A 17,980-nucleotide genomic window follows, 5' to 3' on the forward strand; every position below is an offset into this window, starting at 1 on the left:
GCCATCGACTATGCCACCGGCAGCGATGACCGGCAGCTCTACCGCCGCGACTATTTGTGGCAGCAAGGTAAAAGTACCTTGCTGCCAGGCGAGATCCTCATTGAGGAAATGGCCGCGATGGCCGCCTGCCTCCAGTCCCTGCGCTATGATGGCATCGGCGCCATGGCGGGCCAGCCACTTCGCTTCTGCTACCGTGGTTGCACTGGCAAACACTTTTGCTCCCGTGGCTTTCACCCGGGCCAGCAGGCCCGGTTCGGGCAGGCCGAAATGAAAGCTGACTACCGCGGGTTTGAACTCGGTCAGGATGGCGGCATGCTCGGCGTTGAACGGGGCACGACCTGGCCCACTCGATACAGCATCGGTACTCACACCGAACTCGGCATAAAAAGGCGCCAGCGCCTGTTGCCAGCGAGCAACCTGCTGGGGATCGGGATCCCCTTGCTGATGACAGAAGAAGTTGATGTTGAATGGCCCCAGACCGCTGGCGGCAAGCCGAGCGAGCTCACTTCGCAGGTCAGTCGGACTGAGCATGGCCGCCGGCAAGGAGCCCAGACAACCCGCGCCGGTGACGGCCAGCGCCAGCGCACTGTTTTGCACTCCCGCCATGGGCGCCTGAATGATGGGATAACGCATCCCGAGCTCTGCAAACAGGTTCATGGCTATGTACCCCGCGTACAGTCCGAAACAGCAGCGACCTGGCTGCGCGCCAGCGCTATGGCGCCATCAATGGCGCCGCGGGCCTGCGGGCTGTTCTGCCAGCAGGTCGACCCCAGCATGCTGGCCACCAGCTGGACTATATGGGCTGTATCCGCCTCGGCCAGCTCGCTCAGTGTGTGGTAACCCAGCTGTTCGAGCCGCCCTATGACGGTGGGACCCACCCCTTTCACCCCAAGCAGCAAGCTTCGTTCCTGTGCCGAGAACTGTTTCATGTCGGTCATTGCCCAGACTCCTTTCCTATGGCGGTATTTGAACATCAGGCCCGCAAGGGGCCCGATGAAGATAGAGAGTGATCAGCGCACGCTGCGCAGCAGGAAGTCCGGCTGACCGCAGGAGCGCAGTTCACGCTTTTGCATCTCGTCGGAACAGGTGACGGCATCCGTCCCCTCCTTGTTGATGCAGATGTAGACCTCCCGCAGGAAGCGACCGCCGTCGGCACAGGCAACCGTGATGTTGTCTGGCGCCAGCCAGTCGTTGGTACTGGCCAGATCCGCCTTGAGCTGGAAGCGGCTTTTGCGCAGAGGCTCGGCAGGGGACTGATACGCGGCCGGGATCTTCACCTTCTGACGCAGGTCGCTGGCCAGCTGATGATACTGGCCCTGGCTGAGGCCTGAGCAGGTACCGTGTTTCTCCCACTCATGGCGATAGAGAAAGCGGCTGGGGTAGAGCCCGGCAAACTGCTGCTCCATGTCAGGATCCAGCCGCTCGCGGGAACAGCTGCTCGGGTAGCCGCGCTGGTACTGGGGCCAGAGGCCGTGCAACACGAAGCCCAGCTGGCGGGAGCATTGATCCCGATCGGCCGGTTTGATGGCGCAATGCTCCGGCGACCAGGATAGCGCCAGGGCGTAATAGTCAAACTCGCCCACTTGCCCCTTGGCCTGCACGGCAGAAGAGTACAAGGGGGAGAGCAGCAGGGTGCCGAGCAGCACAACAATCTTCTTCATCTTGGGTTCCAGCGTTATATCAAAAGAGTGCTAACGCGGCAGCGCAGCCCCGTCGGCAGACGTCATGCTCCCATATTTTGAGAAGAGGGAACACCCCGGCAAGATGACAGCGCGCCCCTGGGGGTCAGACCAGTAAAGGGTTCCCCCTCCCGTTCCACAGGCGTAAGCTGACCCACCGGCAGGCCCTCGTGCCTCGCCCTTTCCCCATCCCGATTTCATCTTCAACAGGATGCAACATGATCCGCAAGAATCCATCCGGCCACCTGCCGGTCATCGACGAGTCCGCCTATATCGACAAGACAGCCATCATCTGTGGCAAGGTGATCATCAAGGAAAACGTGTTTGTCGGCCCCTATGCGGTGATCCGCGCCGACGAGGTGGATGCCAATGGCGACATGGAGCCCATTGTCATCGGCGCCAACTCCAACATTCAGGACGGGGTGGTGATCCACTCCAAGTCCGGCGCTGCCGTCACCATAGGCGAGTACACCTCCATCGCCCACCGCAGCATAGTGCACGGGCCCTGCGAAGTCGGTAACCGGGTCTTCATCGGCTTCAACAGCGTGCTGTTCAACTGCCATATAGGTGAAGGTTCAGTGGTGCGCCACAACTCTGTGGTGGATGGCTGCGATCTGCCCCCCGGCTTCTATGTGCCCTCCACGACCCGCATCAACCAGCAGAGCGATCTGGCCGAGATCCCCAGAGTCACTGTGGATGCCACCGAGTTTTCCGAAGATGTGGCTCACACCAACATAGACCTGGTCAAAGGTTACAAGGCGCTCTCAAACGAGTTTTGAGGCCGACCCGGTTTCATGACACACAACGGGCGCTCAGGCGCCCGTTGTCACAACTGTAAAGGGGGTGAAAAGGGTGTGTAAAAGCGATTGAGCGCAGCATAGGTGTGGCGTTTGATGGGTCATATTCACCCGGATGGAGTCATCCCATGTCATGCAAAGCCCTCCTATTGCCCCTGCTGCTCGGCAGCCTGTTTGTGCACGCCAGCGACATGCAGCCTCCCCTTCCCGATCGCCCCGGCGCTCATATGCCGCCACCCTCGGTACTCTATCAGGCCAGCAAGCAGAGCAAGGATCCCCAGGCGACTGCTCAGGAGCTGTTCAAGAACATCCCTGCCGCCGAGACAGACAAACGCTATGAGGTGATGATCAGTGTGCGGGAGTTGCCGCCGCAAGCCATCCGGGCCCAGCCCACCACTGCCCCGCTCAAGGGCCAATAAAATGAACAAGGATCGCTTCTGGCCGTGGGCGCTGGCGCTGTTCATCACCCTGCCTGCGCTCGCGGGCCAGGGCGAGATGGGCAGACCGGGCGGCCCACCAGGACGAGACATGTCACCTTCCGCCCTCCGCCCTGGTCACTATGCGGGCCCCTGGTCAGCCCCGGCGCCGGGCCATCGCATCGACAGGCTGCCAGGCGGGGTAGAGACCATATTGCTGGCGGGGTTCACCTACTATGTGTTCGGCGGCATCTATTACCAGCAACAGGAGAGCCACTATGTGGTGGTCACGCCACCCACTCAAGCCATCTTGGTGAAAACGGAGACCCACCTCATCCCGCTGGATCTGGATGGTCGCCGCTACTACGTCAGAGACGGCCACTACTATCAGCGGGAGATTGACGGGCACTACACGGAAGTGCCGCCTCCCGCCGCGCTGCGGTAAGCAGCAACAAAACGGGCGCCAAGGCGCCCGGTTTTATGTGTGTCAGCGGATGATCATGAGCACTTTTTCAAACTGATATGCCAGTTGGCACCCGACTGCACCTGATGTTTGGCGGCGAAGCTGTCCATGTTGAGGGCGACCGAGACCTGCAACAGGCTGTTGAGGTAGACCAGCGGCTGGCCTTCCGGCACGTCGCCGAAGCTGCTGACATAAGGAGCCTTGCCGTCATACCTGACCACATCCCCTTCACTGATCTTGATACAGGCCTTGTCCCCCTTGTTGACCCCCACCTGGGTCAGCAGTGTCTCGTCGATATTGGTCCAGACGTTGCCGTACTGCACATCCAGGATCGGGATTGTGCCCTTGAGGGTGCCATCTTTCTCGGCCACAGCCGGCTGGTAAGGGATCTTCACCACGTCGGCGGGCAGCAGCGGGCCCACCTGCTCATAGCTGATGGCACCGGAGGCGAGCCGGGCGCCTGTATAGGCGTAAACATCGCGGCCGTGGAAGGTGTAAGACTTCTCGGATCCCTTGAGGCGGTTGGTTTTCTCATCGATCTGACGCACAGCGTCTATGCCGAAGTGCTCGGCCACCAGGGTCAGGGTGCCGTTATCCGGGGTGACGATGTAGTGGCCGCTCCTGGTCTTGAGCACCACAGAGTGGCGATCTGTGCCCACACCGGGATCTACCACGCTGACAAACACAGTGCCCTTGGGCCAATACTGCAGGGTCTGATAGAGGCGGTAAGCCCCTTCCCAGATGTTGTAAGCCGGTATCTCGTGGGTCAGATCATAGAGCGGCAGGGTGCGGTCCACCCCGAAGGCAACCCCCTTCATGGCTGACACTGCGCCATCTTTGAGGCCAAAATCAGTCTGGATCACCAGGGCCTCGTTGGCGGCGGCGATGCCGCTGGCCAGCAGGAGGGCGAGCGCAAGGGCCCGGGGAGCGGTGCGAATATCCATATCAGAACTCCTGAATCGTGATAGATGAACAAGAACAGCCATTTAGACATCCAGAATGCCACCTATCATCAGCATTGCAAGCCGTTTCACCTGTATGGGGGGAACAGAAAAGCACTCGCCAGTGCATGCTGGCGGGTGTATGGATAGGCTTTGCCGTGACGGGATCACAGAGGAAGCAACATGACCAGACCCCAAGCCCCCACCCTGGCGTTGAATCTGGGTGAACAGATCAGCAAGGTGCTGATCACCCAGGCCGATGGCATCACCATCACCTACAAGCTGGCATTTGGTCTCGACGCCATGACACCGGGGCCATTTCGCCAGGATCCGCCGACGGCGCACGAACTGGAACGGGCCATCATGGTGGTGGAGGATGCGCTCATGCCGCTGGCGGACCGCATTCCGGCCCACGAGCTGGTGACGCTGTACAGCCCGATCCCGCTGGCTGGCGAGCTTGGCAGCCATGAGCTGAGCCGGGAGAGCATAGAGCAGCTGTTCGGCCAGTTTGCCGCCATGGTGGAAGGGGACCCGCTGGCGGCGGCCCACTTGCCCAAGGGACGGCACTTTGCCGCCGTATTGTTGATCCTGCGCGAATGGATGCACCACCTGGATGCCAAACGGGTAGTAGTAGCGGAGTAAATGGCTCAGGCTGCGGCTCGCTCGAAGCGGGTTCGCGACACAACCCAGGCCAGACCAAGACTGATCAGAACAGAGCCGAGGGCGAGCACATCCACCGCTGCCAGCAGGCCGACGCTGTCGCTCACCCAGCCCAGCAGCACAGGCACCCAGTTGGCCACATAGGCGATCACATAGAAGAGCGACACCAGCCGGGCGTGGCTGGCGCTGGGGGCAATCCGATTGACCAAAGTCGCGCTGCCGACAAAGGCGGCGCCCTGGGCATAACCGGACACCAGCAGCCCGAACCCTGCCAGCCACAACGACTGATAGTGAACGGCACCGGTAAACAGCAGCACGCTGAGCGCCAGGGCAAGGCAGCCGCTCTGCAGTGTGTGGCGGGCATCGAGGCGGCGAGCCCATAGCTGGCAAAGGCCGGAGAACACCAGATAGGCTGCGATGAGATAGCCAAACAGGCCGAGATCCCGCATCCCCAGCAACTGGCTAGCCACCTTGGGACCGATTGCCAGCAGACTGGCCGCCACCGCCCAGGCAGTAAACAGAGCCAGGGCGCAGAGGAAGAACGCCGCCCCCGTGGCTTTGAGCCCCTCCCCCAAGGAGCCCTTGCCTTGCCCCGATGCCACTGGCGGCTGCGCTCGTGCGCTGGCGGGCCAGCTCAGCACAACGCCGACCATGGCGCAGGTCGCCAGTCCCATGATGAGCAGGAAGGGCAGCTGAGTCGGATAAAAGTCCAGTTGCAGCGCCAAGCCGCTGAATACCGGGCCGAGCGCCAGTCCGGCAGTGAAGGATAGGGTCGCACTGAGGGCCGCCCGCTTGCCGCCGTCGCGGGGGCCGAAGCGCAACAGCGCCACATTGGCGGCGCCGGTCAGCGCACCCGTGCCAATGCCGGCCAAGACCCGCGCCAGCAGCAGCGACCAGAACGAATCGGCCAGGGAGAAGAGCAGGGCTCCACCCAGCACCGCCAGCAGCGCAGGCAATATCATGGCACGCAGGTCCGTCACCCGGCCTGCCAGATTGCCCACTCCGAACAGCGAGATCAGCACGCCGGCCGCATAGCCACCATAAATCAGGGTGAGGCTCACATCGCTCAACGCCAGCATCTGCTGATAGTGGGGATAGAGCGGCGTAGGCACGCTGCTGTTGAGCAGCGCCGACATCAGGGCCAGCGGCAGAAACAGCAGAATGGCGCCATGGGCAGCGCCCGACTGGCAGGGCCCGGGGGTAGACAAGGGTGATGACATGCACGGCTCCGATGGGCGCGGGGCCAAACCCCGCTGGTGAGAGGCGGCCATGATAGCGCCCGCACAGCGCCGCCGACAGCAGCACAAATGCATCATGCGGCTTCAATAATGCATGCGATCGGCATCTATTTGCACGCACACCAGGGCACACTTGGCTTGTGATCCCGCCTGTGCTGGCTTCTAATGGGCTCGCCCCAGCGGGGGGAACTTGAGTGGGAGGCTCGATGATCAACTGGGATGACGCGCGTTTTTTTCTGGCATTGGCAAGACAGGGCACACTGCGTGGCGCGGCCGGGGTGCTGGGGGTCGATCAGGCTACCGTCGGGCGACGCATCACGGCGCTGGAGCAGAATCTGGGCTCCAAACTCTTTATCCGCACACCAAAACTCTATGATCTGAGCCCGCTCGGCGAAACCATGCTGGCCGATGCCAGCGCCATGGAGCAGGCCATCCAGGCCATAGAACGCAAGGCAAGCGCCGGGGATCAGAGCTTGTGCGGCGAGGTACGCATCGCCACCACCGACACCCTGGCACAAGCCTTCGTGCTGCCTGCCCTCACCCTGCTGCGCGAGCGCCATCCCGGCATTCGTCTCAGCCTGCAGACGGCGGTCAACGTCAGTGATATCGCCTGTCTCGAGGCAGATCTCGCCATTCGGGGCCTGCGCCCCGACAACGACGAGCTGGTGATCAAGCGCCTCACCACCATAGAGATGGGGCTCTACGCCTCTCACGACTATCTGGCCAGACACGGCACACCCAAGTGCGGCCTCGGCCTGAGCCAGCATGCCCTGCTGCTGTTTGCCAAAGAGCTGGTCTCCCGCCACTGGCACAGCCTGTGCGGGGAGCCGCTGCACGAGCCGAATGTGGTGCTGCAGTGCAATGCCCAGCTGCTGTTGTTGGCGGCGGCCCGTCAGGGGCTGGGGATAGCGCTGCTCTCCACCTTTCTGGCAGACAAAGAAACCGAGCTGGTACGGGTGCTGCCCGCCCTCAGCGATCCGGTCGATATCTGGCTGGTGCTCCACCCCGACCTGCAGAAGGCCAGCCGGGTACGCGCCGTAGTGGATGCGCTGGAAGAGGTGTTTCACTGCCGTTAACCAGCACAGAGTGTTCCAGCACAGGGAGCTGCTCGCCATGGCGCAGCTCCCGAGCCCGACCGTGGGGATATGGCGAGGGATAAAGCCCAGCCCCCTCTCCGCCTTCTGCCCATACCCCCGCTTCTGTTAACATGCCGGCCACTATGATTGTTTCCATCGTGGCCCTGGCCGCGATAACCCCACACTGGTGCCCCTATGTCCATTGCCTCCTTTGCCGAACTGGCCCTCTCCCCCCGTTTGCAGCAGACCCTGAGCGAGCTCGGTTATGCCGCGCCGACCCCGATCCAGGCCCGCGCCATCCCCATCATTCTGACGGGGCGGGATCTGATGGCGGGGGCCCAGACCGGCACAGGCAAGACCGCCGCCTTCGTGCTGCCGTTGCTGGAGCAACTGATGCAACACCCGGCGAGCGACGCACCCCGCCCCATCCGCGCCCTGGTGCTGGTGCCGACCCGCGAGCTGGCGGTGCAGGTCTTTGATAGCGTGGCGCGCTACGGGCAAGGTACGGGTCTCACCTGCGCCCTGGTCTATGGCGGAGTCAGCATAGCCGCCCAGGTAGAGGCGCTTCAAGCCGGGGTGGATCTGCTGATCGCCACCCCGGGTCGCCTGCTCGACCATCTGCGTCAGGGGGCCTTGAGCCTTGAACACCTCAGCCATCTGGTGTTTGACGAGGCAGACAGGATGCTCGACATGGGCTTTATGGACGAGATCAAGGCGCTGCTCAAACAGATACCGGCGGATCGCCAGACCCTGCTCTTTTCGGCCACCTGCGACGACAACCTGTTTGCCTTGAGCCGCGTATTGCTGCGCGCCCCTGAGCTGATCGAAGTGGCACCGCGCAACACCACTGCGGCCGAGGTGGAGCAGCGGGTTTATACCGTGGATGGCGAGCGCAAGCTGGCACTGGTGGAGCACCTGATCAAGGTGAAAGGCTGGGCGCCTGTGCTGATCTTCAGCCGCACCCGTCAGGGGGCCGACAAGCTGGCCCAGCAGCTTGGCAAGGCGGGCATCAATGCGCTGGCCTTCCACGGCGATTTGTCGCAAGGGGCGCGGGAGAAGGTGCTGCTGGAGTTTCGCGCCGGCACCTTGCAGGCGTTGGTCGCCACCGACGTGGCGGCCCGCGGTCTCGATATCTTGGATCTCAACTACGTGATTAACCTGGAGTTCCCGTTTGTGGCCGAAGATTACGTCCACCGTATCGGTCGCACCGGCCGCGCAGGTAACAAGGGGCTCGCCATCACGCTATTTAGCCCGGAAGATGCGCCGCTGCTGGAAAAGGTGGAAGCCGTGCTCGACACCCGATTGCCCCAGCAGTGGTTCCCGGGCTTTGAGCCAGACCTCACCCGTTTCGAACCCGAGCGGCGCCGCAACAGCAAGGCAGCCCAGAAACAGAGAGCCAGAAAACAGGCCCTCGGCGGCAACAAGAGTGGCAAGGGCCAGCGTTAAGCAGCCTCAACGCCGCCCATAAAAAACGCCCGCATGGGCGTTTTTTATTATCCGACAAGGGCCAGCACTATGCTTGGTGACTTGGCACCTAGCGGGTAGCCAGCACCAATGGCAGGGATTTCAGGATCCGCCGCTCCGCCAGGGTCGAGAGGATAAACATCGCCATATAACCGAGACCGAGTGCCACGATAATGGCCACCACATTGGTGGTGAAGCGGGCCACCAGATAGTAGGCCGCCACCAGCGCCACTATGCCCGCCAACCGGATCAGCAGGCTCTGGGTAAAGTGACCATGGGCCTTGATATAGGCGAGCTGATAGCCGTTGAGCATCATGAAGATGAAGAAGATGGAGAAATGGAACAGCACGGGCACGGCCCCCACATAGTCGACGGGGAACAGCAGCAACACCAGCGGCTTGCCCGCCAGCAGCATCAGCATAAAGAACACCAGGCTGACGATGGCGGAGAGACGGAAGATCCAGCGGCGAATAAGCCTTATCTGGCGGTGATCGCCGTTGCGCAGATTGACCGCCAGCTCCGGCAGCACGAAGCGGTAGATGGGGAAGACAAACAGCAGCGTCATATAGGTGAAGATCGGGCGCACCACCACCTGGAAATCCCCCAGCTCGTCGATGCTGAAGTGGCGTATGGTGAGCAGCACGGTAATGTAAATCATCAGGATACTGGCCCCCGCTTCGAGGGACGCGGTAAAGCTCTTCTTCACATAGCTGACCATCTCCGGGCCGAGCGCCACCTTGGCCAGCGGTCGGGTAGCGATGTCCCGGCGGCGATAAAGATACATATAGAGGGCAATACCCAGCGACGAGAGCGTCAGCCCGTAGAAGAGCGACGAGAGTGCATCCATCCCCAGCCCGAAGTAGCAGGCCATAAACATCAGGGCGTTGGCGAGCGGCTCCAGCCAGGTGACCTTGTTGGAAATGTCATACATGCGGTACATGGCCACCAGATTGGTGAAGTAGACCTTGAGCCCCAGCCCGAAGATGATCCCCACCAGTTGCAGGTACTCCACCCGGATATGGAGCCCGTGCTTGATATAGGGGATCACTATCCCCCAGGTGAGCAGCACAATGCCGATGAGGAAGTAGCGGAAGATATTGATGATGTCTCTGTCGTTTTTGGTCTGGGAGTAGCTCACCACCATGGAGGAGCGAAAGCCGGTCATCAGGATGAGGGAAAGGGAGATGAGATCCACCACGCTGTTGAACAGCGCCAGGTCTCCCTTGGCCACCCACTGCGCCAGCCACACCTTGAAGGCGAAACCCATGATGATGCTGGCGAGTGACGCCCACATGCCGGTGACAAAGGCCTGCTTCAGCCGCTCGAGGGATTTATATTGCATAACAGTCACTTGTTACTGCCTGGCCAGAGAGGAATCCATCTTATGAAAGCCCACCCGGCTTGAACAGCCTTAATGCCGGGGGCCAGCTGCCGGTCGGCAAGACTCGGAAATCAGCCACAGAAAATCCGGTGCGCTGAAAACAGGAAAACGCCCGTTTGGGCGTTTTCTCTGGCTGGCACCCTTCAAGGGTGCCCCGCTTCTTGGGATCCCTGCGCCCTGGCTCTCTATGCCTGCGGCGCGGCCTTGATCAGCGACTGGTAGTGATCAATCAGCTCGGGGCCGTGCAGTGGCGAGTCATGACCGCCGACCACAATCTTGATGGGCAGCTTCATGGCCTTGAGTCGCTCCAGCGTTTGCGGATACGCCTTCACATCAGCAAAGCTCAGGTTGCCCAGCTTCTCCTTGAGGATGCAGTTGCCATAGAGCACCTGCTGGTCAGGGAAGTAGACAAAGATACCGTCCGGCGTGTGGGCCGGGCCTGTGTAGAAGGCGTGCAGCTTGCCCTCTTGCAGGGTGAAGTCGCCATCGTGCACCACGTTAGGCAGCACCAGCGGCAAGTCCGGGTACTCCGGCAGCCCCTTGCGGGTAAAGGCGACGATCTCGGCCCAGTCGCTCTTCATCAGATCCCGGGTCTGGCGGGTCGAGACCACCTTGGCACCGATGGACTTCCAGTAGGCGTTCCCCCCTGCCCTGTCCGTGTGGTAGTTGGTGTTGATGACCTCCAGCACAGGCTTGTTGCTGACCCGTTTGATCAGCTTGTGCAGCTCGCGGGCGGTATCCGGCGTCCAGGTCGCCCCCACTACCGTCACTCCCTTGGCCCCGAAATAGACCATGGAGTTCTCTTTGACGTAGTAGTTATCCTCTACGACATACACGGGGCCGCTCACCTGAGTAAGCGATATCGCCGCCGCATGCACGCTGCCGCCCCAGAAACTCGCCATCAGCACCAGAGCACCGGCCAGTCCGCACTTTATCCAACCTTTCATCATCTTGCTCCCTCGATACAAGCGCCCCCTCGCCACCCCTGTGGCAAGCCGAGCCCTTTACGCAGTGGGCAGAAGATACGGGAGATTTGTGAGGGGAAAATGAGGTTGTGTGAAGAGAAGGTGAAGTTGGGGGGACGTCGGAGGGGGTGTCGTCACCAATCCCGCAAGACACGATATAGCAGGCCAGCCCCAAACCACGTAGGGACGATTAGCGCAGCGTAATCGTCCGCATACCGCAGCGCACCGAGTCACGGCAAGACCGATAGGAAACTCTGGATACCAGCGGCTTCTCGGCCACCTTTCGCGATCGTCCGAATACGCTTCGCTATTCGAACCTACGGCCCTTCATTCCCCACGGTGTGAAGATGAAAAAACGAGCAGAAAACCTTGAGTACTAACAACCTCTTGTTAGTCTCTTTTTAGCGCTCGTCCGAATACACCTCACAATTCGAACCTACATTCCTCTATCAAAAGATGACGCTTTCCCATAAAATCTTACAGAGCCCCACTCGGGACTCAACATGAGTAAGCTATTTAATTAACTATATCCAACTAAAATTAATGATTAAAAATATGATTAAACCTACTAGAGCAGTACCTAAAAACATATTATTAATGGACATTTGCACCATTGGGATAATTAAAAACAGGGAAAAAATACTTCGAGGAAAGGACTCTAGAAAAAAAACGAGGCTACAAGAATTAGAAATCATGGCCCAGAGCAATAAGTATAGATTTTCATTTCTACTTGCCATTATAGAAAAAACTACTGATAGGAGACATATCCTAACCGAAAGCACCGCAATAAAAGAGTTTGAAAATGACTGGAGAGCAATAAAGGGGGTTATTGGCAAGGAAAACATGCATGAACCATTAGAATCTTTTAAATTATTAATCCCAACAATGATGGATGAAAGATATCATATAGACGAACGAGCAGAACTTTCTATTGGACCTGCTATTGAGCTGCTAGATTATTATAACAAATTAGGTATACATAGTACTCCAGAACAAATTGAACGCATTAGTTTAACCAGAAAAATCGTTGATTTTAGTAAAAAGATTGGTTTCGAACAAAGTCACCTTGTTGTTATTATATGCGTGTCAGCACTTCATGGTTGTCGCGATGCACAAAAAATTCTAAAAATAAAAAAAGATGGCTCGGAATTTAACCCAAGCAATATACTTGGTGATATTATGTCCTTCGTTCGCACAGCGCATGCAAGAGCACTTATAAAATCAAAAACCCCATCAGCAAGGTGTGTTTTTAGAACTGAAGATAAAGCTCTGGAAAATATTGGACAATATTTTAATGTGACGTATGACATTAATACTAGCGCAGTAACAACAAATTTTCATAGTTTACAAAATCTTGAAAAATTATTTCCAACTCTATTTTCAAAAAATAGTACTGATAGCATACGGAACGAAGTGTTTTCTCTGCTACAAATAAACATACCCAAAGAAGGCACAAGCTAACATCCAATTCGGCCACATATACCCACCCAAAAACATCTTTATATATAGATGCATAATAAGTGACAAGCCTTATAAAGTTAAGGCTTGTCACTAATTGCAAACCATCCAAAAATCAATGATGACAAAACATTCTTATAGACTGGAACTATTAAATAAAAGATTATGTCTTTCATGTTCTCATATATCTAGTAATATCTTACTATGATTGTAAATGGTAAATATTTTCATGAGGACTCTATACCTCATTCAGCAAATGAAAGATCACCTGCTATATAGCAGGTGATCTTTCTTTATATATCCAATAACACTCACCCCAACGGCGGCGTGCGCGGCGGCACCATACGCTTGCTACCGGTTGACTCGAAGGCCGAGGCAAAGCGCAGCAGCTTGTTGTCGTCATAGGCACGACCGGCGAAGGTCAGGCCCACCGGCATGCCGATATCTGCCATCACGCCCATGGGGACGGTAACAGTCGGCACGCCGAGATGGCGAATGGCGAGGTTACCGTTGGCAACCCAGATGCCGTTGCTCCAGGCGATATCGGCGGAGGCTGGATTCACGTCCGCGTCAGCCGGGGCGACGTCGGCGACTGTGGGGAACAGCACGGCGTCGAGCTTGAGGCCGTCCATCCACTCTTCCAGATCCAGCTTGCGGGTCTGCTCCAGCCCACGCAGGCCGTCCGGCACAGAGGCAATCTCGTCAAAGCGCTTGAGGCCGCGCTTGGCCATCTTGACGTACTCGTCCATGCCCGCCGCCAGATCGCCCTCGCGGTTCGGCAGGGTGCCCGGATCGTGGGGGAAAATCTTCGGCCCATCGACATCTTCAAGTTTGTTCAACTTGGGATCGCCGTTGGCGCGCAGGAAGTCGTCAAACGCCCAGCCGGAGAGCTCCCACAGCTCGTCGTTGAGGAACTCAGGTGTGACTATGCCGCGATTGAACACGGTCGGCGCGCCGGGTCTGTCCCCTTCGCAGTTGGAGACCAGCGGGAAGTCCACTTCGATGACCTCGGCGCCTGCGGCTTCCAGCGCCTTGCGTGCATCTTCCCACAGAGCGATCACGGTCGGACGGGTATGGATGCGCTGACCTGTCGGGCCGCCGATACCGGGGTTTTCGCTGGTGCCGGCCAGTTCATCCTTGTTGATAAACATGCGCGGCACGCCGAGGCGCTTGCCCTTGAGGGCAGAGGCACCGGCGGCCAGCTCAAGATAGGAGGCCGGGCGCACATCTGAGGCCTTGGGGATCTTGACCCAGGGCTGCAGGCGCCAGAGATCGCCACGGGGATCGCTGTCGTCGGCCACCACCACATCCAGTACTTCCAGCAGATCGGCCATGGTGCGGGCGTAGGGCACCACCACATCCATGGTCGGGGTCAGCGGCCAGTTGCCGCGCACCGAGATGACGCCACGGGACGGTGTGTAGGCGCACAGACCGTTGTTGGAGGCAGGGCCACGGCCGCTCGACCAGGTCTCTTCCGCCAGACCGAAGGCGGAGAAGCTGGCAGCTGTGCCGGTGCCGGCACCGTTGGAGGAACCGGAGGCAAACGGCGCAGTCAGGTAGTCGGCGTTGTAGGGGCTCTCGGCACGGCCATAGACGCCGCGCTGCATGCCACCATTGGCCATGGGTGGCATATTGGTTTTGCCAAGGCAGATGGCACCTGCGGCCCGCAGCCGCTCAACGGTAAAGGCATCACGCTGGGCCACCAGATCCTTGAAGGCCGGGCTGCCGGAGGCGGCCGTCAGCCCCTTGACCAGATAGCTGTCTTTGGCGGTGTAGGGGATGCCGTCGAGCGGGCTCAGGGGTTCGCCACGGGCGCGGCGGGCATCGGAAGCTTCTGCCTCTTTCAGCGCATCGGGATTGGCGACCACCAGGGCGTTGAGGCGGGTTTGTGTCTCGGGGCCGTTGTAGGCCTCGATACGGGCCAGATAGGCCTTGACCAGTTCAACCGCTGTGGTGCGGCCTGATTCGAGCGCACCGCGCAGCTCGGCAATGGAAACCTCTGTCACTTCGATCATTTGGATCTCCTGTAAAAGGGTGACTTTTTGTAATGATGATCGCCGCATCAGCGCCTTCGACCATCACGTCATCAAGAGATAAAACCCCACGGCGTGGGGTTTTGAATACCAACCACTGCTGGCGTAAACCGGTTTACGACCCGTCGCGAGAGGCCGTCAGCAAGGTGAAGAGCAGCGCAGGAACCGGAGTGTATGTGAATACATGAGCCGTTTGTTCCACATAAGCGAGCTGCACATAAGCCTCTAATAACTGCCTCGCAGCAGGATCGTCATCCGGTTCTTACTTGCCAGAGGGGATCTGCTGGGTAATGCAGTGAATATTGCCACCGCCCAGCAGGATCTCCCGAGCCGGTACGCCGACGACTTTATGCTCGGGGAAGATCTCTTCCAGAATGCGCTGGGCTTCGCCATCGGTGGCGGCATCCAGCAGCGGGTAGACGATGCGATCGTTGGTGATGAGGAAGTTCACATAGGAACCGGCCAGACGACCTTCAGCCTCGCGCGGCACACCGGTACCGCTCTCGACACCGGCAGACTCCTCTTCAGTGCAGTAGAGCGGGCCCGGCTGGGGCAGCTTCCACACTTTCAGCTTGCGGCCCTTGGCATCGACCGCCGCTTCCAGCACCTTGAGGGCTGCCAGGGAGCGGGCGTACTGGGGATCGTTCTGGTCGTCGGTCCAGTGCAGGGCCACTTCACCCGGGCGCACGAAGCAGCAGACGTTGTCGATGTGGCCGTCGGTTTCGTCCATGTAGACGCCTTCGTTCAGCCAGATAAAGCTCTTCACGCCCAGATAGTCGCGCAGATAAGCTTCGATCTGCTCCTTGGTCAGGTGCGGGTTGCGGTTTTCGTTGAGCAGGCACTCGGCTGTGGTCATGCAGGTGCCTTCGCCATCGACGTGGATGGAGCCCCCTTCCAGAATGAGCGGCGCGTCGTAACGATCCATGCCGTGCTGTTCCAGCATCTGGGCCGCCACTTTTTCATCCTGATCCCAGGGATAGTAGAGCCCGCCCTTGTGGCCGCCCCAGGCGTTGAAGCCCCAATCCACACCACGGCACTCGCCAGCGGCGTTGGTGACCACTGTCGGGCCAGTGTCGCGGGCCCAGCAGTCATCGCTGGCCATTTCGACCAGGGTCACGTGAGCGGGCATGATGGCGCGGGCCTGCTCCATAAACTGGGCGGGCACGCCCATAAAGACAGGGGTGGCCTGCCCTATGGCATCGGCTACCTTGGCGAAGGTGGCTTGCGCGAAGCGACCGGCCTCACGCCAGTTGTCCGGGCGAAACGGCCAGATCATCCAGACGGCCTGCTGGTGTGCCCACTCGGCGGGCATGGTGAAGCCGTCAGCAGCAGGGGTGGAGTCAATAGTCTTGATGCTCATCGCAATATCCTTGCGGGCCTCACAGGGCCGGTAAGAGGGGAAACGGGCGGTCGATCGCCCCGGCAGCGTGCCGGACGGCCCACCAGTTGGTCATCGGCTGCGCAACCGCCTAGCGCACCCGGGAAAAATGAGTGTGGCCGCAGTGTAAGAAGTTGCGCTCACATCCATCAAATGAATAGGATGGATTGTCCCATAAACAAGGCAAATAATCCCTCCATGAAACTGCACCAGCTCGACCTCAATCTGCTGCTCGCCTTTGACGCCCTGATGACACAGGGCAGCGTCACCCGCGCCGCCGAAGCGCTGTTTATCAGTCAGCCCGCCATGAGTCACGCCCTCGGCCGGCTGCGCACCTTTTTTGGCGACCCGCTGCTGGTTCGTACCCCGCAAGGCATGCTGCCCACTCCCCGCGCCCAGCGACTGCATCTGGGGGTACAGCAGGCGCTGCGGCTGCTGGAGCAGCAACTGAGCGACGAGGAGGTGTTCGAACCGAGCCAGTCCAAACGGCGCTTCGTGCTCTGTACCACTGACTATGTGGAGTGCGTGCTGATCCCGCCGCTTATGCAGCGCCTCAAGAAGCTGGCACCCGGCGTCACCATAGAGATCCGCATACTGCGCGACACGCTGCCGGAAGCCGAGCTGGCGAGCGGCGAGATCGATCTGGTGCTGGGGTTTGACGAATACATGCAGGTGCCGAGGTATCTGGGCAAGGAGACCTGGCTCACCGAGCCCCTGGCCGGTCTGGTGCGCGCCACCCTGGAGCTGGAGGAGGAGCGGATCACCTTGCAACAGCTTATCGAGATGCCCCATGTGTTCCACTCGCCGCTGGGCACCTCGGAGGCGAGTCTGGATCGCTACCTCAGCACCCTGGGCCACAGCCGCACCATCTCGGTCAACAGCCAGAGCTATATGTCGGCAGCGACCATTGTCAGCCAGAGCGACCACCTGCTGGTGCTGCCCAGCATGGTGGCCGAACTGCTCGCCAACCACTGGCCGCTGAAAAGCCTGCCCCTGCCTGCGGATGTACCGGATTACCACCTCAACTGCGTCTGGCACCCGGTGCATGCACAGCAACCCGCACTGATATGGCTGAAAGACATGATGAAGGAACTGGTGAGCCAGCCATAAACAGCAGGCGTGCAAATGATGTTGGGGAGATTGGCGTAGCGGGAAGGGGTTGAACAGGCGCCTGGCAGGAAGTAGGAAGCAAGGCATTCGAGGAGAAGCAGCCCGTGTTTGACGTGAGGCAACTCGATGCGTCATCTGGGCGCTTGTGATAAGGCCCGCTGCCCAGAGGTGGGCTGCGGGCCTTGAAGTGCATCACAGCAGTGGCGTACTGGCTGACGAAGGGGCCTAGTTGCGACCGATAAAGAGGTCTGTCACGTGACAGCTGCTTCTGGCTTCCAGCGCATCCAGCATGTAGGCGGCCGCATCTTCCGGTGTCATGAAACCGCTCGGGTCGACGTGATCCGTGTTGTCCCAGAATTCACTGCGGATCCCGCTCGGATAGAGGTTCACCAGTCGCAATGGAGAGTCCTTGAGCTCGGCACGCAAGGACTCCAGAAAGCCGCGCATGCCCCACTTGGAAGCACAGTAGAGACTCTCGTTGGCCTTGCCTACCTGAGCGGCGGAGGAGAGCACATTGGCCAGCACACCGCCCCTCTCGCCGATGAGGCGCACCGTCTGCTGGGCCACCAGTATGGTGGAGACCAGATTGCTCTCCATCACCCGGCGGATCTGCTCGGCGGTGTAGACACCGACCGGACCGAACTCACCGGTGCCGGCACAGTGCAGCACCAGCTCCGGCAGACCACCCCACTCCACGGCAGCGGCAAACGCCACATCCACGTCTTCGTGGTGCGCCAGATCGGCGACTATGCCAATCACGGCGCTCCCGAGCAGCAGTTCCTGCTGCTGCAGTCGCTGATAACGACGCCCCATCATGGAGACTTGATGGCCCCGTTCAACCAGTCCTATGGTCAGGGCTCGGCCCAGACCGGACCCGGCCCCCGTCACTATGATGTGACCCATTATCAGCTCCTGTCAGTC

18 protein-coding genes (1 of these 18 only partly in view) are annotated in these 17,980 nt (G+C 59.6%); 8 read left to right on the forward strand and 10 right to left on the reverse strand.

Annotation, left to right across the window (positions count from 1 at the left end; translation table 11 throughout):
• The 3 genes from ONZ54_RS19145 to ONZ54_RS19155 form a co-directional block, all read right to left on the reverse strand.
• Window positions 1-657 carry the 5' portion of an NAD(P)H-dependent flavin oxidoreductase gene (locus ONZ54_RS19145; protein ID WP_271786923.1) on the reverse strand. It extends 390 nt beyond the left edge of the window, so 657 of the gene's 1,047 nt are visible here — the first part of the coding sequence; the start codon lies at window positions 655-657; its stop codon lies beyond the left edge, outside the window.
• 2 nt (window positions 658-659) lie between these two features.
• The gene (locus ONZ54_RS19150) at window positions 660-938 is read right to left on the reverse strand and encodes a hypothetical protein (RefSeq protein WP_059112443.1); all 279 of its coding nucleotides are present in this window, start codon (window positions 936-938) and stop codon (window positions 660-662) included.
• A gap of 72 nt (window positions 939-1,010) precedes the next feature.
• A complete protein-coding gene (locus tag ONZ54_RS19155; protein WP_271786924.1) occupies window positions 1,011-1,661 on the reverse strand; it encodes a ribonuclease T2 family protein in 651 nt (216 codons plus the stop codon).
• Between the two features lie 236 nt (window positions 1,662-1,897).
• Between ONZ54_RS19155 and ONZ54_RS19160 the strand changes: the two genes are divergently transcribed.
• The 3 genes from ONZ54_RS19160 (at window position 1,898) to ONZ54_RS19170 (ending at window position 3,337) form a co-directional block, all read left to right on the forward strand.
• Window positions 1,898-2,458, forward strand: coding sequence for a gamma carbonic anhydrase family protein (locus tag ONZ54_RS19160; RefSeq protein WP_058395296.1), 561 nt, complete (start codon window positions 1,898-1,900; stop codon window positions 2,456-2,458).
• Window positions 2,459-2,604: 146 nt separating this feature from the next.
• Window positions 2,605-2,895 carry a hypothetical protein gene (locus tag ONZ54_RS19165; protein WP_234595642.1) on the forward strand — a complete coding sequence of 97 codons (291 nt, stop codon included), beginning with the start codon at window positions 2,605-2,607 and terminating at the stop codon, window positions 2,893-2,895.
• A 1-nt stretch (window position 2,896) separates the two neighbouring features.
• Entirely contained in the window at window positions 2,897-3,337 is a 441-nt protein-coding gene (locus ONZ54_RS19170) for a DUF6515 family protein (RefSeq protein WP_271786925.1), read from the forward strand.
• A 53-nt stretch (window positions 3,338-3,390) separates the two neighbouring features.
• Here ONZ54_RS19170 and ONZ54_RS19175 read toward each other — a convergent pair whose 3' ends face one another.
• Complete coding sequence (locus ONZ54_RS19175; RefSeq protein ID WP_096118838.1) at window positions 3,391-4,299, reverse strand: SAM hydrolase/SAM-dependent halogenase family protein; 909 nt, start codon at window positions 4,297-4,299, stop codon at window positions 3,391-3,393.
• Between the two features lie 180 nt (window positions 4,300-4,479).
• On the opposite strand from ONZ54_RS19175, the gene ONZ54_RS19180 reads away from it, so the two are divergent.
• Window positions 4,480-4,938 carry a hypothetical protein gene (locus tag ONZ54_RS19180; protein WP_271786926.1) on the forward strand — a complete coding sequence of 153 codons (459 nt, stop codon included), beginning with the start codon at window positions 4,480-4,482 and terminating at the stop codon, window positions 4,936-4,938.
• A 5-nt stretch (window positions 4,939-4,943) separates the two neighbouring features.
• Here the strand turns inward: ONZ54_RS19180 and ONZ54_RS19185 are convergent, their stop codons facing one another.
• Window positions 4,944-6,176, reverse strand: coding sequence for an MFS transporter (locus ONZ54_RS19185; protein ID WP_005320517.1), 1,233 nt, complete (start codon window positions 6,174-6,176; stop codon window positions 4,944-4,946).
• Between the two features lie 224 nt (window positions 6,177-6,400).
• On the opposite strand from ONZ54_RS19185, the gene ONZ54_RS19190 reads away from it, so the two are divergent.
• The gene (locus ONZ54_RS19190) at window positions 6,401-7,270 is read left to right on the forward strand and encodes a LysR family transcriptional regulator (RefSeq protein ID WP_058395302.1); all 870 of its coding nucleotides are present in this window, start codon (window positions 6,401-6,403) and stop codon (window positions 7,268-7,270) included.
• Between the two features lie 195 nt (window positions 7,271-7,465).
• Complete coding sequence (locus tag ONZ54_RS19195; protein ID WP_271786927.1) at window positions 7,466-8,716, forward strand: DEAD/DEAH box helicase; 1,251 nt, start codon at window positions 7,466-7,468, stop codon at window positions 8,714-8,716.
• A gap of 88 nt (window positions 8,717-8,804) precedes the next feature.
• Here ONZ54_RS19195 and ONZ54_RS19200 read toward each other — a convergent pair whose 3' ends face one another.
• Together ONZ54_RS19200 and cphA are read right to left on the reverse strand one after the other, a co-directional pair.
• Window positions 8,805-10,076 carry an MATE family efflux transporter gene (locus ONZ54_RS19200; protein WP_271786928.1) on the reverse strand — a complete coding sequence of 424 codons (1,272 nt, stop codon included), beginning with the start codon at window positions 10,074-10,076 and terminating at the stop codon, window positions 8,805-8,807.
• Window positions 10,077-10,300: 224 nt separating this feature from the next.
• Window positions 10,301-11,065, reverse strand: coding sequence for a CphA family subclass B2 metallo-beta-lactamase (gene cphA / locus ONZ54_RS19205; protein ID WP_271786929.1), 765 nt, complete (start codon window positions 11,063-11,065; stop codon window positions 10,301-10,303).
• A 570-nt stretch (window positions 11,066-11,635) separates the two neighbouring features.
• On the opposite strand from cphA, the gene ONZ54_RS19210 reads away from it, so the two are divergent.
• Window positions 11,636-12,541, forward strand: a complete 906-nt coding sequence (locus ONZ54_RS19210; RefSeq protein WP_271786930.1) for a hypothetical protein — start codon at window positions 11,636-11,638, stop codon at window positions 12,539-12,541.
• A gap of 308 nt (window positions 12,542-12,849) precedes the next feature.
• On the opposite strand, the gene ONZ54_RS19215 is transcribed toward ONZ54_RS19210, so the two are convergent.
• Window positions 12,850-14,553, reverse strand: coding sequence for an amidase (locus ONZ54_RS19215; RefSeq protein WP_271786931.1), 1,704 nt, complete (start codon window positions 14,551-14,553; stop codon window positions 12,850-12,852).
• Between the two features lie 280 nt (window positions 14,554-14,833).
• Window positions 14,834-15,931, reverse strand: coding sequence for an agmatine deiminase (gene aguA / locus ONZ54_RS19220; protein ID WP_271786932.1), 1,098 nt, complete (start codon window positions 15,929-15,931; stop codon window positions 14,834-14,836).
• A 216-nt stretch (window positions 15,932-16,147) separates the two neighbouring features.
• Here aguA and ONZ54_RS19225 point away from each other — a divergent pair, with 216 nt between their 5' ends.
• Window positions 16,148-17,059, forward strand: a complete 912-nt coding sequence (locus ONZ54_RS19225) for a LysR family transcriptional regulator (protein WP_169047367.1) — start codon at window positions 16,148-16,150, stop codon at window positions 17,057-17,059.
• 225 nt (window positions 17,060-17,284) lie between these two features.
• On the opposite strand, the gene ONZ54_RS19230 is transcribed toward ONZ54_RS19225, so the two are convergent.
• The gene (locus ONZ54_RS19230) at window positions 17,285-17,962 is read right to left on the reverse strand and encodes an SDR family oxidoreductase (protein WP_005320501.1); all 678 of its coding nucleotides are present in this window, start codon (window positions 17,960-17,962) and stop codon (window positions 17,285-17,287) included.
• Window positions 17,963-17,980 lie beyond the last annotated feature (18 nt).

This window comes from Aeromonas salmonicida, from assembly GCF_028355655.1.
GTDB lineage: Bacteria > Pseudomonadota > Gammaproteobacteria > Enterobacterales > Aeromonadaceae > Aeromonas > Aeromonas salmonicida.